Below are 15994 nucleotides of genomic sequence, written 5' to 3' on the forward strand. Positions count from 1 at the left end.
TTACTCCGCATGAATAATTTGCACTGGAATGGTATTCAGATCCCATTTCCAGTTAGCGGTGGTGGTCTTGATCGGCAGCATTTCGATGCAGTCGGTTGGGCAGGGTGCGACGCACAGGTCGCAGCCGGTACACAGGTCGGATACCACGGTATGTACCGCGCGGGTCGCCCCAACGATGGCATCGACCGGACAGGCCTGAATACATTTGGTGCAACCGATACAGTTGCTTTCATCTATATAGGCGATTCTGCGCACGGGCACGGCTTCGACCGCATCGCCGTCCATCGGCTGTGGCTCGACGTTAAGCAACGTAGCCAGCTTGAGCATGACTGGCTCGCCGCCCGGCACGCATTTATTGATTTTATCGCCGTTGGCGACGGCTTCGGCGTAAGGCTTGCAGCCCGGATAGCCGCACTGCGCGCACTGGCTTTGTGGCAAAATACCGTCAATTTGATCGACCACCGGATTGCCCTCGACCGCAAAACGGCGCGAGGCGTAACCCAGCAGTAATCCGAACACCAACGCCAGCGCGCTGAGTGCACCAATAGCAACCCATAATTCGAACATTAGAATTTCACCAGCCCTGTGAAGCCCATAAAGGCCAGTGACATCAGGCCGGCGGTGACTAAAGCGATGGATGAACCACGGAAAGGCGCAGGCACGTCGGCCACGACTAGACGCTCACGAATGGCGGCAAACAGCACCATTACCAGCGAGAAACCGAGCGACGCGGCGAATCCGTACAGCGCAGACTGCATGAAGTTAAACTGTTGGTTGATGTTAAGCAGCGCCACGCCGAGAACGGCACAGTTGGTGGTTATCAGCGGCAAAAAGATGCCGAGCAGGCGATACAGCGACGGGCTGGTTTTACGCACCACCATCTCGGTGAACTGCACGACCACGGCGATCACTAAAATAAACGCCATGGTACGCAGATAAACCAGACCCAACGGCATCAATATAAAGGTGTTAACAATCCATGAGCAGATATTGGACAAGGTGATCACGAAGGTGGTTGCCAACCCCATGCCAATCGCCGATTCCAGCTTTTTGGACACGCCCATAAACGGACAGAGCCCAAGAAACTTGACCAAAACAAAGTTGTTTACCAGCACGGTACCGATAAACAGTAATAAGTATGATGTCATGAGAGAGTGCCTAATATTGAAAACCAGAAAGCTAAAACTTCTTATTCGTTGCTGCCTACATAAACTAATTCGTTGCTACGTTAGCGCGTGAAAGTCTGTTTAACCCGTCGCGAACGTTTGAAATAGGGCACTAAAAGCGCCGTGGCCATCAGTGGCCATAAAAGATTGCGCACCGCCAAATCATCGGTGATAGGCGAAAACGCAAAGGCTTTCACCGCCAGCAGCACGGTAACCAGCAGCCAAATGATATACATTTTTGGCAGTGCTTTGATTTTGCGACAAAATTGCCACAGCACGGCGACGGTAAACACGCCCATTGCCAGTGTGGTGACTACCGAAAAATACCACTGCAAGGTGAATGCCTGCGAGTTGGTCACCAGATATTCCCGCGATTCGGGCTTGAAAATTGCCATCGAATAGAGGAACAGCATCAGCACCACGCTCAGCAAATTGACAATCAGGTAAGCCATCGGGGCCAGTAACCAACCTCCGATACGCTGAGAGCCAGAAGTTTGCGACATAAAAAACCTTATTCAATCAAGTTGATGACAATCCACGGCAGGCAAAAAGTTAAAACCTGCAATGTAAAGCGGATTAGGACATTCAAGGCGCGATAGCTTAACGCGTGAAGGGCTTCGTCTCTATCGAGATCATGTGATTGCAGTGCAACAGCGTAAAAAATATCACTTTTTGCTTTTTTTTGATTCGAACAGGCGCGGCGGCAAGGGTGATAACAGCGAGGAAGAATAGAGGAAGGGTAAAAAGGGGGCAGAAAACGGCTCTACCCCAAACGCTCGGCAGCGAAAACTTGCTGATTTTTAGTGCATTTTTATTCGAAAATCATTCGGCTATTTTGCGCATAGCTTGGCTTATTTCGCGCAAATCTTGCCTTATTTTGCGCATAGCTTGCCTTATTTAGCACATAGCTTGTAATAGACCTCATTCCAGCGCAGCGAATCTTTGAAGTTTGGCAGCGTGGTATCGTTATCGATAACCAGCATTTCAATGTTGTGCATCTCGGCATACAAACGCAAATACTCGACGTCCAACGCCTGCGAGAACACGGTGTGGTGCGCGCCGCCGCCCAAAATCCACGCTTCCGCCGCCGTCGCCAGCGAAGGTTGCGCCTTCCAGATTGCCCGCGCCACCGGAAGTTTCGGCAATGATTTAGGCTGCTCGATGGTATCGACCAGATTCACTATCATACGGAAACGGTCGCCCATATCGACTACCGTAGCGTTGATCGCCGGGCCCGCTGGCGTCGAGAAAATCAGTCGCGCGGGGTCCGCCTTGCCGCCTATGCCCAGGAACTGCGCATCGACAATCGGTTTTTGAGAGGTGGCAATACTTGGGCAGACTTCCAGCATGTGCGAGCCAACCACTAAATCGTTACCACTTTCGAAGTTGTAGGTGTAATCCTCCATAAAGGAGGTGCCGCCTTCCAAACCTGAAGCCATGACTTTCATAATGCGCAGCAGCGCGGCTGTTTTCCAGTCGCCTTCGCCGCCAAAACCGTAGCCTTTCTGCATCAGGCGCTGCACGGCAATACCCGGCAACTGTTTGATGCCGTAAAGGTTTTCGAAGTTGGTGGTAAAGGCCTTAAAGCCACCCTTTTCCAAGAAGCGAGTCATGCCAAGCTCGATGCGTGCGGCGTCAATCAGGTTTTCGCGTTTGTCGCCGTTAAGTTTAACTGCATCGGTTAGTTGATAGGTCGCTTCGTACTCTTCTATTAATGTGTCGACGTCACCACGGCTGACTTCGTCAATCGAGGCTGCCAGATCGCCTACGCCATAGGCGCTGACGGTGTAACCAAAGGTCATCTGCGCCGCGACTTTATCTCCCTCAGTGACGGCAACTTCGCGCATATTGTCGCCGAAACGTGCCAATTTGAGGTGCTGGCCTTCGTTTTTGGCCGCTGCGACACGCATCCACTGAGCAATGCGACGATGGCTTTCCTGATCCTCCCAATGCCCTGTCACTACGGCGTGCTGTTGGCGCATCCGCGCGCCGATAAAGCCGAATTCGCGGCCGCCGTGCGCGGTCTGGTTGAGGTTCATAAAGTCCATGTCCATGGTATCCCACGGAATGGTGGCATTGAATTGGGTGTGAAACTGCATCAGCGGTTTATGCAAAATGCTCAGGCCGGCAATCCACATTTTCGCCGGCGAGAAGGTGTGCAGCCAGGTGATGATGCCGATACAGTCCTGATGATAATTGGCGTCGCGGCAGACGGAAGTGATTTCATCGGGCGTGGTCGCCAGAGGCTTCAGCACCAGCTTCACGGGCAGTCCCGCCGATCCGTTTAAACCCTGCACGACGTTTTCAGCATTTTGCATCACCTGACGCAGCGTTTCTGCGCCGTAAAGATGCTGACTGCCAATAACAAACCACACTTCGAGCTGTTTGAATGCGTCCATTTTAAAACTCCTGCTGCTTTTGATCAGGGATCATGACCCACGATTTATAGACCATGAATGAAAGGTGATACGGGGCCGACATGATCTTCACGAAAATCAGGCCGTCACGAAAATCATGTCGACGCAAAATTAGTTCGTCACAAAACTACAGTGGCGTGGAAGCCGCGAATAATGGCTCTGAGGCTTTGCACCACTGCTGATAACGTTCATAAAGTCGCTGGAACTGCGCCGCGCGCTCGGGGTCAGGTAATAAGGTTTTTTCAATCGCGCAGGCCATCGATTGCTGGGCTTCGGGCACGGAGGCAAACTCTCCGGCGGCGCAGGCGGCAAAAATGGCGGCACCTAGCGCGCAACACTGATCGGAAGCCACGATTTGCAATGGTCGGTTCATTACGTCGGCGCAAACCTGCATGATCACCGGTGATTTTCGTGCGATACCGCCTAACGTCAGCACGTTTTCGACGGGAATATCCTGCTGCTCGAAACACTCCATAATCGCGCGCGCGCCAAAGGCGGTGGCCGCAATAAAGCCGCCAAATAGCTCGGGCGCCTGAGTGCCGAGATTAATATCGGTAATCACGCCTTTCAGACGCTGGTTGGCAAACGGCGTGCGGCGGCCGTTAAACCAGTCAAGCACCAGCGGCAGACTGTCGAGAGTCGGATTCGCCGCCCACGCGGTCGTTAAGTCAGACAGCAACGTTTTTTTCATCGCCGTAATCTGCGGTTTGAGTTCAGGATGTGCATTGCCGAGCTGAACCAGCGGCCAACTCAGCAGCTGGCTAAACCATGCGTACATGTCGCCAAACGCCGATTGTCCGGCCTCCATCCCGACCATCTCGGGCACCACGCTGCCGTCAACCTGGCCGCAGATACCGGCAATTGCCCGGTCACCCACGCGTTCTTTATCGGCGATTAAAATATCGCAGGTCGAGGTGCCGATGACTTTGACCAGCGTGTAGGGCTGCGCACCTGCGCCGACTGCGCCCATGTGGCAGTCAAACGCGCCGCCCGAAATCACAACGGTCGCGGGTAATCCGAGGCGCTGCGCCCATTCTGCGCTGATAGTGCCGACCGGTTTGTCGGCGGTTTGCGTGTCGATAAACAGCGGATAGGGCAAGTCATCGACCAGACAGCTATCCAGCGCGGCAAAGAATTCGCGTGGCGGAAAGCCGCCCCAGGACGGGTGCCAGAGCATTTTATGACCCGTGCTGCAACGTCCGCGCGCAATCTGCTGTGGCGCGGTTGTGCCCGAAAGCAGCGCGGGAACCCAGTCACACAGCTCGACCCACGAGGCCGCTGCCTCACGGACCGCGCTGTCCTGACGCGAAACGTGAAGGATCTTGGCCCAGAACCATTCAGACGAATACACGCCGCCAATGTAACGGCTGTAATCTGGGAAACGTCCGCTGCGGCACAGGTGATTTATCTCTTCGGCTTCGGCGATGGCGGTGTGATCTTTCCACAGCACAAACATGGCGTTGGGGTTATTGGCGAACTCTGGGAGCAGCGCCAGCACCTGTCCCTGCGCGTCGACGGGCGCGGGCGTTGAGCCGGTAGAGTCCACGCCGATGCCGATAATCTGCGCACTCAATTCGGGCCCAAGGCGGCTGACTACGTTTACGATGGCGCTTTCCATGGCCTCTATATAGTCAAGAGGATGGTGGCGAAACTGGTTTTTGCCCGCGTGGCAGTAGAGGCCTTCCTGCCAGCGAGGGTAATAGACCACGTCGGTATCTATCTCTTTGCCACTGTGGCAATCCACGGCCAGTACTCGCACCGAGTCACTTCCAAAATCCAGACCAAGAGCAATCGCACCTTGTGCCATGGTTCCTCTCCCTCGTGGTTATCGAATCGATCATTTTCAAAAGTCTAAGAAGTCGACGAACGTTTTCATTCGTGTTCCTACACATTCATACGAAAAGAATATCGCCGACTTTTGCTGTACCTAACGATAGGAGAGGCGGCACGGCGAGGGTGAGGAGGCATCTGCTGGAAGTATGTACTTTCCTGCTCCGTACAGGGGATATGTGAAGCCGGTCATAAACTGGCAGCTTGATGAAATTTGCTAAATATATGCACGGATTAGCTGCAATTTTAATTTGTGATAACGCTCTACATATTCATCGATTTTTCAGGCTAAAACTTACCTCGTCTTATCTCAATGCGCTTCTGTATTCGCTTCTGATTCCAGTAAGGAATGACATTAACACGAGGTTTATAGGCGTTTTTGATGGCGATTTACCCTACTGATAACGTTTTCATGACTGCGGCAATAACCGTGGGTAACAACAATAAAAAGTCGGAGAGCATCATGCATAAATTCACTAAGGCGCTGGCAGCAGTTGGACTGGCGGCCGTTATGTCACATTCGGCTATGGCAGCAGACGCCGAGAAATTAGGCTTTTTGGTCAAGCAGCCCGAGGAGCCGTGGTTCCAAACGGAATGGAAGTTTGCCGATAAAGCAGGGAAAGACCTTAATTTCCAAGTGATTAAAATTGCCGTGCCCGACGGCGAAAAAACCTTGAACGCCATTGACAGTCTGGCGGCCAACGGGGCGAAAGGCTTTGTTATCTGTACGCCAGACCCGCGTTTGGGGCCAGCCATTATGGCTAAGGCGCGCAGCTACAACTTGAAAGTCATTGCCGTTGACGACCAGTTCGTGAATGCCAAGGGCAAGCCGATGGAAGACGTGCCTTTAGTGATGATGGCGGCCGCCAAAATTGGCGAGCGTCAGGGGCAGGAGTTGTATAAAGAGATGCAAAAACGAGGCTGGAAAGTGGCTGATACCGGCGTGATGGCGATTACTGCCGATGAGCTGGACACCGCGCGCCGCCGCACGACCGGTTCGATGGATGCCCTGAAAGCCGCGGGTTTCCCAGCCGCGCAAATCTACAAGGTGCCGACCAAATCGAATGACATTCCTGGCGCCCTCGACGCTGGTAACTCACTGCTGGTGCAGCATCCTAACGTTAAAAACTGGCTAATTTTAGGCATGAATGACAATACCGTGCTCGGCGGCGTGCGTGCTACTGAAGGGCAGGGATTCAAGGCGCCAAACGTGATCGGTATCGGCATTAACGGCGTTGACGCGGTGAACGAACTGTCGAAAAAAGAGCAGACCGGATTCTACGGCTCGCTGCTGCCAAGCCCCGATGTTCACGGTTACAAAAGTATTCAGATGCTGAATGACTGGGTCACCAAAGGCGTGGAGCCACCGAAATTTACCGAAGTGACCGACGTGGTGCTGATCACGCGCGACAACTTTAAAACCGAGCTGGATAAAAAAGGCCTCGGCGGCAAATAGTAGGCCGGATGCGCGCCAGCTCGGGCGCATCCCTAATAAATTTTTAATCGACAAAGGGTTACCGCTATGTCTTCGCTTTCTTTAACCTCGTCCACTGTGCCCGCGCCGTCGCTGGAAGAGTTTGACCATCGCCAGCCTTATCTGACGTTTGACGGCATCGGCAAAACGTTTCCCGGCGTCAAGGCGCTGGATAACATCAGTTTCGATTGCTATGCCGGACAAATTCACGCGCTGATGGGCGAAAACGGGGCAGGAAAATCGACCCTGCTGAAGATCCTCAGCGGTAACTATTCGCCAACTCAGGGGCAAATTTTACTCAAAGGTCAGCCGGTGACCTTTACCCACACCACCGACGCGCTTGATGCGGGCGTGGCGATTATCTATCAGGAGCTGCATCTGGTCCCTGAAATGACGGTGGCCGAAAATATCTACCTCGGCCAACTGCCAAGCCGTCGTGGATGGGTCAATCGCAAGCTGCTGCGCTACGAGGCCAAGCTGCAACTCGAACATTTAGGGCTGGATATTGATCCCGATACGCCATTGAAATATCTCTCGATTGGGCAATGGCAGATGGTGGAAATCGCCAAGGCGCTGGCGCGTAATGCCAAGGTTATCGCCTTTGACGAACCGACCAGTTCGCTGTCGGCACGTGAAATCGAGCAGCTGTTTCGCGTCATCCGCGAGCTGCGTTCCGAGGGGCGCGTCATTTTGTATGTCTCGCACCGCATGGAGGAGATTTTCGCTTTGAGCGACGCGATTACCGTATTCAAAGATGGTCGTTATGTACGCACTTTCAAAGAGATGCAGCAGGTAAATCACGACATTCTGGTGCAGGCGATGGTCGGGCGCAACCTCGGCGATGTTTACGGTTATCAACCGCGCGCGCTGGGTGACGTGCGTCTTGAGTTGGATGAAGTTAAAGCGCCCGGCGTGAAAACGCCTATTAGCCTGACGGTAAGGCAGGGCGAGATTGTTGGCCTGTTTGGGCTGGTGGGGGCGGGCCGCAGCGAGCTGATGAAAGGGCTGTTTGGCGGAACGAAAATCACTTCTGGCCGCGTGCTGCTCGACGGCAACGTAATGAAAATCACCTCACCGATAGACGCGATTCGACAGGGCATCATGCTGTGTCCGGAAGACCGCAAAGCCGACGGCATTATTCCGGTTCACTCGGTGCGGGACAACATCAACATCAGCGCACGGCGAAAAAGCGTGAAGGCCGGGTGTTTGATTAACAACAGCTGGGAAGCGATTAATGCTGCAAAACAAATCACTGCGCTGAATATCAAAACGCCGGGTCCTGAACAACTGATTATGAATCTGTCGGGCGGCAACCAGCAGAAAGCGATTCTCGGACGTTGGCTTTCAGAGGAGATGAAAGTGATCTTGCTCGATGAACCGACGCGCGGCATCGACGTGGGCGCGAAACATGAGATTTATAACGTGATTTACGCGCTGGCAAAACAGGGCATCGCGGTGCTGTTTGCCTCTAGCGACCTGCCGGAAGTGTTAGGTCTCGCCGACCGCATTTTGGTGATGCGCGAAGGCGAAATAACCGGCGAACTCACTCACAGCGAAGCCACAGAGGAGAAGGCGCTGGGCATGGCGATGTTACGCACGCCAGAGCTGCATTAGTTTTCGAATGAAAATCTGTTGCTGAAAGAATTAACCGAATCTTTGGCACGACCTGAAAGCCTTATTTATACAGCACCAAAAACCTTTAAACCCAAACAGTCGCAAATGCCGCCAGCGGGCGGCCCGAGCAGGAGTGAGACGATGTCCAGTATGACAACCAATTCAACCAAACCCGAGCAGCCTAACGCCGCCGCACGCAGTGGGCAAAGCCTGATGCGTATCTGGGACAGCTACGGCATGCTGGTGGTGTTTGCCGCGCTGTTCCTCGCCTGCACGATTTTCGTGCCTAACTTCAGCTCCTTTATCAACATGAAAGGCCTTGGCCTGGCGATTTCGATGTCGGGAATGGTCGCCTGCGGCATGCTGTTTTGTCTGGCCTCCGGTGATTTCGACCTCTCTGTCGCCTCTGTCATTGCCTGTGCCGGTGTGACCACGGCGGTAGTGATTAATATGACCGAAAGCCTGTGGATTGGCGTCGGTGCCGGACTTTTGCTTGGCGTACTTTCTGGGTTGGTCAACGGTTTCGTGATTGCCCGTTTGAAAATCAACGCCCTGATTACCACTCTGGCGACGATGCAGATTGTGCGCGGTCTGGCTTACATTATCTCTGACGGCAAGGCGGTCGGCATTGAAGACGAACGTTTTTTTGAGCTGGGCTACGCCAATTGGCTTGGACTGCCCGCGCCAATTTGGATAACCGTGGGCTGCCTGATTGCCTTTGGTCTGCTGCTCAACAAAACCACCTTTGGTCGCAACACGCTGGCAATTGGCGGTAACGAAGAGGCGGCAAGACTGGCGGGTGTGCCAGTCGTCCGCACGAAAATCATCATTTTCGTTTTGTCGGGGCTGGTGTCGGCGGCGGCGGGCATTATTTTGGCCTCGCGCATGACCAGTGGTCAGCCGATGACCTCGCTGGGCTATGAACTGATCGTCATTTCAGCCTGTGTATTAGGCGGCGTTTCCTTGAAAGGCGGGATTGGCAAGATTTCATATGTAGTCGCGGGCGTGCTGATTTTAGGTACGGTCGAAAATGCCATGAACCTGCTGAACATTTCACCTTTTTCGCAATACGTGGTGCGCGGCATGATCCTGCTGGCGGCGGTGATTTTCGATCGCTACAAACAAAAAGCCAAGCGCGCAGTGTAAGCGATACCATTTTTTACCCCGCTGTGAAGGAAATTTGTCCATAAAGTGGCGTTTCCTTCACATTTCTTTAACACAAACGGGCAGTTATTTTATTGCCCGATAGAATGGTAGGACCAGGCGTGATGATTTTAGGAGGCTCGATGTATCACCGCATGATTCAGGACCAGCAGTCCAATCCGCTCCTTCCGGGCTACAGCTTTAATGCCTATTTGGTAGCCGGTATGACGCCGATTCTGGCCGACGGTCCGCTCGACTTTTCGATTGACCGCCCCGGCGGCATGAAAGGTTACATTCTTAATCTGACCGTCAAGGGCCAAGGCAAAGTGTTTGATGGTGAAGACACTTTCTACTGTAATCCAGGCGATCTGCTGCTATTTCCGCCGAAAGCGCGCCACCTTTATGCGCGTTCGGCCAACAGCGACTGCTGGTATCATCGCTGGGTCTATTTCCGCCCGCGCGCTTACTGGGCCGACTGGCTGGAATGGCATAGCAAAACGCGTGAAGTCGGACGCCTGTCGTTACCGAATAATACGCTGCTGCTGGAGTTCGATCGGCTGTTTGCCAATATTGAACAAACCCAAAAATCCGGGCGTCGATTTGGTGAAGAGTTAGGGATGAATCTGCTGGAACGTTTACTGCTTCGTGCCATGGAAGAGGACCCGCAGAGCCCGCAAAAAATCATGGACCCGCGCGTTATCGAAGCCTGCCAGTTTATTACCGGCAATCTGGCTGGAGAGCTGCGCATTGATGAGGTCGCGCGTCACGTCTGCCTGTCACCGTCGCGTCTCGCGCACCTGTTCCGCGAACAGGTTGGCATCAATATTTTGCGCTGGCGCGAAGACCAAAGGGTGATCCGCGCCAAGCTGCTGCTGCAAACGACGCAGGAGTCCATCGCGACCATTGGTCGCGTGGTGGGTTATGACGATCAGCTCTATTTCTCACGCGTGTTTCGAAAACGCGTTGGCGTTAGCCCGAGTGATTTCCGTCGTCGCAGCATAGAAATTAACTATCCGGCCAAGCCGTATCGCGAAAATGAAAACGCTGCCAGCTACAGTTTTTGATATCTTAAATTCGATAATTCATCTATTGATGTTCGATAATCGTTATTCCCTGATTTCACGTCAGATTTGTAACGAGTAATGATACAAAAAGGAAAAATTATGACAGCTGCACTTCGCGTTGGGCTTATTGGCTACGGATTCGCCAGTAAGACATTTCATTCTCCCCTTATTTCGGGAACGCCGGGCTTGGAATTGGCGGTGGTTTCGAGTAGTGATGCTTCGAAAGTCAATGCAGACTGGCCCTCGGTTCACGTTGTGGCCACTCCGGAAGAGGTCTTTGCCGATCCCACTATCGATTTGGTGGTAATACCAACTCCCAACACTACGCATTTCCCTTTGGCGCAGCAGGCGCTGGAAGCAGGTAAACACGTGGTAGTCGATAAACCTTTCACGGTAACGTTAGGTGAGGCGCGTTCGCTGAATATCCTCGCCGAGGAGCAGGGGAAGCTGTTATCGGTATTTCATAATCGCCGCTGGGACGCTGATTTTCTAACGATAAAGGCTTTGATTAAAGAAGGTTCGCTTGGCGAAATAGTCTATTTCGAATCACATTACGATCGTTTTCGTCCACAGGTGAAAACCCGCTGGCGTGAGTCTGCCGACCTTGGCAGCGGCATCTGGTACGATCTAGGTTCGCATCTGCTCGACCAGGCTCTGGAACTGTTTGGCGTGCCGGAGACTATCTATTCCGATCAGGCGAAAATCCGCCCGGGCGCTCAGGCGGTCGACTATTTTCATACGGTGTTGACCTATCCACGTAGCCGAGTCGTGTTACATGCCTCCGTATACGCCGCCGCCGAGACGCCACGCTTTGTATTACAAGGCGAAAAGGGCAGCTATGTAAAATTTGGTCTTGACCCACAGGAAGACCGGCTTAAATCGGGCGAACGCCTACCGCAGCCAGATTGGGGTTATGACATGCGCGATGGCGTGGTGACAATGAGCCACGATGAAGTCATGGCCGAAAAAACCTTGCTGACTATTCCGGGCAATTATCCGGCTTATTACGCGGGTGTGCGCGATGCCATTAATGGACAGGGTGAAAATCCGGTCAGTGCATCACAGGCAATAAAAGTCATGGAGCTGATTGAATTAGGTATTGAGTCGGCCCAGCAGCAGAAGGCATTGATCGTGCCTAAGTGATGTTAATCTTTGCAGATTTATGCGCCTGATATGAGTCAGGCGTTTTTATTTAAAAATCCCTTCACTTAATCATTAAAATATATCTTTGACATTTATAACTCCCCACAACTAAAGCTAAATTATATTTCTATATAAGAGCAATATACATATCACTTTTTATTATTCAATAAGAACCCGAGTTATTTGAAGTTAATTAAATTTAATTAAATAAAAACAATCAATGGCGAAGGATACCTAAACAATGAACGGTTTTTGATAGAATTATCTGGGAAATCGAGTAATTATTATAGGCGTATTCATTATAATTATTCTAACCTACTATTGGCGAGGTCATTGTGCCCATTAACGATATTACATCAAGCTTTCCTAACTCATCTAATTTAAACATTGTTCAATATTCTCAGCGCGCCTGTGACAAAGCTGAAAATAAGGGTAGGGTAACGCTATCAAACGTAACAAAATTATTGAATAGAATCGAATGCTCCGAGCACAAACTCTCTTCTTTTGAATTCAAAAGCATGAAGGCTAATCTGAAAAGAATCTCACAAATATTACCGGTCAAACCTAATAGAGCCAGTCTTGAAAAATCTCGATTAGTGGCTAAGTCATTGGAAAGGATAAATAAACAGCTGACCGTAGAGGCAGATAACGCCCTATTTAATGAGGCCAAAATGAAAGCGGAAGAGGAAATTAAAACCGCGCTATTCAAAATAATAAATCATATTCCCCAGTTAACCCAAAAATTAGCAGACTGTAAATTTTCTGTTCGTAATACTATTACCCAGCTGCCAACTGCGCTAATACAACAGCAAGCACGGCATTTTATCGATACGGAAAATTATTCAAAATTCGATGCGGACTCCGGCGTGGCTAAAGAGTTTTTCCCTACAAAATCGACTAAGGTACTAAAAGGGAAGGCCTATGTTTGGAAGTTCGAGCCTGATGATTCACTCTCTACCTGGACGTCACTCGGGAAAGAAGGGCCACTTTTAAAGTACGCGGAACAAGATTTATCTAAAGCTCGTGATTTTATTAAACAGGCAGAAATCTTGAAAGAGGTTGTAGCAGGCAAACTCGATTATACTGAACACACGAATGATCAAATCGCTATGTTGGCTTTTGCTGATTACTTAAAATAATGATGAATTAATTAACACGCTTAAATATGAGTGTTTGCAGATTCAAGTTATAAAAAAGGCCACATTAGTGTGGCCTTGATGGGAATATCTAACGAGCTGGTTAACCTTGAACTTTCACTCGGATACGCTGCTTATCGGCATCGCTCAGAAACGCCATGGTCAGGCCATTTTCCTGAGCCTGGCGGATTTCAGCAGGCGTTAAACCGGCGGCAGGAGCAGCGACGTTGTACTCGTGAGCAATTTCGATTCCCTGAACAGCAGGGTCATCGGTGTTGATTGAAGCAAGCACGCCGTGGCGCAAGAAGGCGGCCAATGGGTGTTTTTCCAACGAGGAAACGGTGCTGGTCTGAATATTCGAGGTTAAGCAAGATTCAATGCCAATCTGGTGCTTGAACAGGAAGTCCATCAGCTCAGGATCTTCGGCTGCTTTCACACCGTGGCCGATACGCTCTGCCCCAAGTTCGCGGATTGCCTGCCAGATGCTTTCTGGGCCGGCCGCTTCACCCGCATGGACCGTAATGCGCCATCCGGCGTCGCGTCCGCGATTGAAATGGTCAAGGAACAAGCTGCCCGGGAAGCCTAATTCGTCACCGGCGAGATCTAGCGCGGTGATGCCGTCTTTGTGTGCCAGCAGGCCGTCGAGTTCTTGCACGCAAGCATCTTCACCAAATGTCCGGCTTAAGATCCCTATCAAATTGACATCAATATCGTGGTCACGGCAGCCGCGACGAACGCCATCAATCACGGCTTCGACGACACCTGCAATCGGCAGCTTGTGGTTCATCGCCATATAATAAGGCGAAAAACGCAGCTCGGCGTAATGTAGACCCGCTTGAGCGGCATCGGCCACATTTTCCTGCGCAACGCGGTGACAGGCATCGAGAGAACCTAATACCGCTACACCCCAATCCAGTTTTTGCAGGAAGCTCACCAAATCAGGTTCGGTTTTGGTTACTTGCACGTGAGGACGCAAAGTCTCGAGATCGTTGGCGGGCAGGGTAAGATTAAATTGACGACCTAAGTCGAGGATAGTTTGGGCGCGAATGTTGCCATCAAGGTGGCGGTGAATATCAGTAAGCGGAAGTCGAGAGTCAATCATTGGCAGCACCCATTTGTGTCGATAAAGTGCAAAGTATTATAGCGTTTTTGATGGGAGCTGGCACTGGGTAGTCGATTAACTGCTGGAATTGCATCCCAAATGGTCAACCAGAAGGCATTGAGGAGAATAAAAAACGGCGCAAAGTGTTAACTCTGCGCCGTGATGACAATGTTTCTGTTAATTATCTATCTACAAACTAATTATCTTCGAACAATCTGTCTACAAACAATCTATCTACAAACAGGCTGTCCATAAACAATTTGTCGACAAACATCTGTCTACAAACTATTGCGCGGGCTGAGCCGGTGCGCCAGGAATTGTAGGTACAACCGGTACAGCCGGAGAGGCTGGCGTTTCAGGCTGTGCTGGCGCGGTCGCCGCAGGAACCTGTGGACCGCCAAACACGCCGAAGAGACCCGCGAACTGTTGCAGACTCATCTTCTGACCGTTCAAATCAACCTGATTATCGGCGAAATGGAAGGTGCTGGTGATGGCATTATCTTTCAACGTCGTAATTTTGAACATTTGACCCATCGCGGCCAGACCCTGAACCTGCTGTTTAGCCAGTTTTTCAGCGTCGTCGCCGGTGTAACCTTCAACCTGAGCAATCTGCGTGGTCATCTGCGTCGCCATATCCAACGGGATATTTAGCTTGGCATCAATGTTGTTCACTAACTGTGAAATCAGCTGGTCTTGCGTTTGCGCCGTGGAAGGTGCAGCAGCAGGATCTTTCAGGTCCAGCTTCAGGGTAAAGGTGCTCTCACCCTTGCTGTTTTTCCAGCTTAGCGGATCGATAGTGATGCTCGGATTGCCTTTCAGCAAGATTGGCAATTTCGACAGCAGCAGGGCTGTGATCTGTTGTTGATAAACTTCCGGAGCCAGCTGTTGCGACTGCTGCATCAGCTGCATGCCTTCTTTATTATAGCTGTCGCCAAATTCTTTAACTGCCTGCTCGTCGAGACGGTCAAGCTTGATACTCAGCTTGCCGGAGCCAAAATCAGCGCCCTGAATTTTCAGAGAGTCGAGCGAGTAATCAATCTGGCCCTTGAGATTCTGCTGATCTTCATCAAAATTGGTGTTCATTTTCAGGCCAGCCAGCTGTGCAGCCTCTTTGCCATCAATGTTCACGCCAATGTTATCGACGTTTAGACCGCCTTTGCCAAGCGAAACATCAAACTTGCCTTTATGCGTGTTGGTTTTGAGATCAACACCGCTCAGGGTCACTTTTTCAAGCTGGCCCCACTGGTTTGGTGAGGTAAAGGCGAGGCTGCCTGTTTTGGCATCCAAATCGACCTGCTTCATATCTTTCGCGACGTCGAGATTGATGGTCCCGCCCGCAAATTCTAACTTGCTGGTGTTTTTCTGATAGTTGATTGGCAGTAAATCAACCACTGACGCGGTGTCGCCGCCGTAACCAATACGTGTGTCGGCAACAACCGGCGATTTACCCTGCGTCAAATCAAACAGACCTTTTACTGTCGCCGTGTTTTGCAACTCGGAATGAACGGACGCCATGCTTGGGATCAGATTGAATTTTTTAAGCTGTGCGGCGGGGAAAGGGCCGTGATCGATGGTTTCGATAAACGCCACTTCATCACCCTGTTGCAGCATGCTGTTCGGAGCAGTGCCGTCGGGTTGCACCACAAAACGTGCACGGCTGCTGAAGATACCGCGATGGAAATCTTGATAAACCAGCTTGGCTCCAGACTGCGGATAATGTGTTTTCAGCTGCGTGTTGGCATCGGCAACAATGTCACCCATATGTTGCTCGAGCATTTTTCCTGTGTACCAGGAAGCGCCTGTCCAGGCTGCGCCAAGTACGACTATGACGCTTACAGCGACTAACGATTTTTTCATAGTTCTGTTCATCCTTTTTAACTACGTTCTGAAAACTTTCAATAAATG

At 51.3% G+C, this 15994-nt stretch carries 13 protein-coding genes; 6 read left to right on the forward strand and 7 right to left on the reverse strand.

The window, feature by feature from the left end:
• From rsxB to SC206_RS09255, 5 genes are all read right to left on the reverse strand, one after another.
• Complete coding sequence (gene rsxB, locus SC206_RS09235) at window positions 1–567, reverse strand: electron transport complex subunit RsxB (RefSeq protein WP_332736429.1); 567 nt, start codon at window positions 565–567, stop codon at window positions 1–3.
• Complete coding sequence (gene rsxA, locus SC206_RS09240) at window positions 567–1148, reverse strand: electron transport complex subunit RsxA (protein WP_045047916.1); 582 nt, start codon at window positions 1146–1148, stop codon at window positions 567–569. The genes rsxB and rsxA overlap by 1 nt, the downstream gene beginning before the upstream one ends.
• A gap of 80 nt (window positions 1149–1228) precedes the next feature.
• Entirely contained in the window at window positions 1229–1669 is a 441-nt protein-coding gene (locus tag SC206_RS09245; RefSeq protein WP_332736432.1) for a DUF2569 domain-containing protein, read from the reverse strand.
• A 390-nt stretch (window positions 1670–2059) separates the two neighbouring features.
• Window positions 2060–3565 (reverse strand): L-arabinose isomerase, encoded by a 1506-nt coding sequence (gene araA / locus SC206_RS09250; RefSeq protein ID WP_332736434.1) that lies wholly within the window; start codon window positions 3563–3565, stop codon window positions 2060–2062.
• Window positions 3566–3710: 145 nt separating this feature from the next.
• Window positions 3711–5390: a ribulokinase gene (locus tag SC206_RS09255; RefSeq protein ID WP_332736436.1), complete on the reverse strand. Its 1680-nt coding sequence runs from the start codon at window positions 5388–5390 to the stop codon at window positions 3711–3713.
• Between the two features lie 486 nt (window positions 5391–5876).
• Between SC206_RS09255 and SC206_RS09260 the strand changes: the two genes are divergently transcribed.
• The 6 genes from SC206_RS09260 (at window position 5877) to SC206_RS09285 (ending at window position 12990) form a co-directional block, all read left to right on the forward strand.
• Window positions 5877–6869 (forward strand): arabinose ABC transporter substrate-binding protein, encoded by a 993-nt coding sequence (locus SC206_RS09260; RefSeq protein ID WP_332736438.1) that lies wholly within the window; start codon window positions 5877–5879, stop codon window positions 6867–6869.
• A 66-nt stretch (window positions 6870–6935) separates the two neighbouring features.
• A complete protein-coding gene (araG, locus tag SC206_RS09265) occupies window positions 6936–8501 on the forward strand; it encodes an L-arabinose ABC transporter ATP-binding protein AraG (protein ID WP_332736440.1) in 1566 nt (521 codons plus the stop codon).
• A 141-nt stretch (window positions 8502–8642) separates the two neighbouring features.
• Window positions 8643–9647, forward strand: a complete 1005-nt coding sequence (araH, locus tag SC206_RS09270; RefSeq protein WP_332736442.1) for an L-arabinose ABC transporter permease AraH — start codon at window positions 8643–8645, stop codon at window positions 9645–9647.
• 140 nt (window positions 9648–9787) lie between these two features.
• A complete protein-coding gene (gene araC, locus SC206_RS09275) occupies window positions 9788–10708 on the forward strand; it encodes an arabinose operon transcriptional regulator AraC (protein WP_332736819.1) in 921 nt (306 codons plus the stop codon).
• A 99-nt stretch (window positions 10709–10807) separates the two neighbouring features.
• A complete protein-coding gene (locus SC206_RS09280) occupies window positions 10808–11851 on the forward strand; it encodes an oxidoreductase (RefSeq protein WP_332736444.1) in 1044 nt (347 codons plus the stop codon).
• 335 nt (window positions 11852–12186) lie between these two features.
• Complete coding sequence (locus SC206_RS09285; protein ID WP_332736446.1) at window positions 12187–12990, forward strand: hypothetical protein; 804 nt, start codon at window positions 12187–12189, stop codon at window positions 12988–12990.
• Window positions 12991–13090: 100 nt separating this feature from the next.
• Here SC206_RS09285 and add read toward each other — a convergent pair whose 3' ends face one another.
• Together add and SC206_RS09295 are read right to left on the reverse strand one after the other, a co-directional pair.
• Window positions 13091–14089 carry an adenosine deaminase gene (gene add, locus SC206_RS09290; RefSeq protein ID WP_332736448.1) on the reverse strand — a complete coding sequence of 333 codons (999 nt, stop codon included), beginning with the start codon at window positions 14087–14089 and terminating at the stop codon, window positions 13091–13093.
• Between the two features lie 285 nt (window positions 14090–14374).
• Entirely contained in the window at window positions 14375–15946 is a 1572-nt protein-coding gene (locus SC206_RS09295; protein WP_332736450.1) for a YdgA family protein, read from the reverse strand.
• Window positions 15947–15994: the final 48 nt, after the last annotated feature.

It is taken from the genome of Rouxiella sp. T17 (assembly GCF_036663475.1).
In the GTDB taxonomy this organism is placed as follows: domain Bacteria; phylum Pseudomonadota; class Gammaproteobacteria; order Enterobacterales; family Enterobacteriaceae; genus Rouxiella.

Excerpts from the sequence above, each read along its gene's own strand:
- rsxB (WP_332736429.1), bottom strand. The coding sequence starts at position 567 with ATGTTCGAATTATGGGTTGCTATTGGTGCACTCAGCGCGCTGGCGTTG.
- rsxA (WP_045047916.1), bottom strand. The coding sequence starts at position 1,148 with ATGACATCATACTTATTACTGTTTATCGGTACCGTGCTGGTAAACAAC.
- SC206_RS09245 (WP_332736432.1), bottom strand. The coding sequence starts at position 1,669 with ATGTCGCAAACTTCTGGCTCTCAGCGTATCGGAGGTTGGTTACTGGCC.
- araA (WP_332736434.1), bottom strand. The coding sequence starts at position 3,565 with ATGGACGCATTCAAACAGCTCGAAGTGTGGTTTGTTATTGGCAGTCAG.
- SC206_RS09255 (WP_332736436.1), bottom strand. The coding sequence starts at position 5,390 with ATGGCACAAGGTGCGATTGCTCTTGGTCTGGATTTTGGAAGTGACTCG.
- SC206_RS09260 (WP_332736438.1), top strand. The coding sequence starts at position 5,877 with ATGCATAAATTCACTAAGGCGCTGGCAGCAGTTGGACTGGCGGCCGTT.
- araG (WP_332736440.1), top strand. The coding sequence starts at position 6,936 with ATGTCTTCGCTTTCTTTAACCTCGTCCACTGTGCCCGCGCCGTCGCTG.
- araH (WP_332736442.1), top strand. The coding sequence starts at position 8,643 with ATGTCCAGTATGACAACCAATTCAACCAAACCCGAGCAGCCTAACGCC.
- araC (WP_332736819.1), top strand. The coding sequence starts at position 9,788 with ATGTATCACCGCATGATTCAGGACCAGCAGTCCAATCCGCTCCTTCCG.
- SC206_RS09280 (WP_332736444.1), top strand. The coding sequence starts at position 10,808 with ATGACAGCTGCACTTCGCGTTGGGCTTATTGGCTACGGATTCGCCAGT.
- add (WP_332736448.1), bottom strand. The coding sequence starts at position 14,089 with ATGATTGACTCTCGACTTCCGCTTACTGATATTCACCGCCACCTTGAT.
- SC206_RS09295 (WP_332736450.1), bottom strand. The coding sequence starts at position 15,946 with ATGAAAAAATCGTTAGTCGCTGTAAGCGTCATAGTCGTACTTGGCGCA.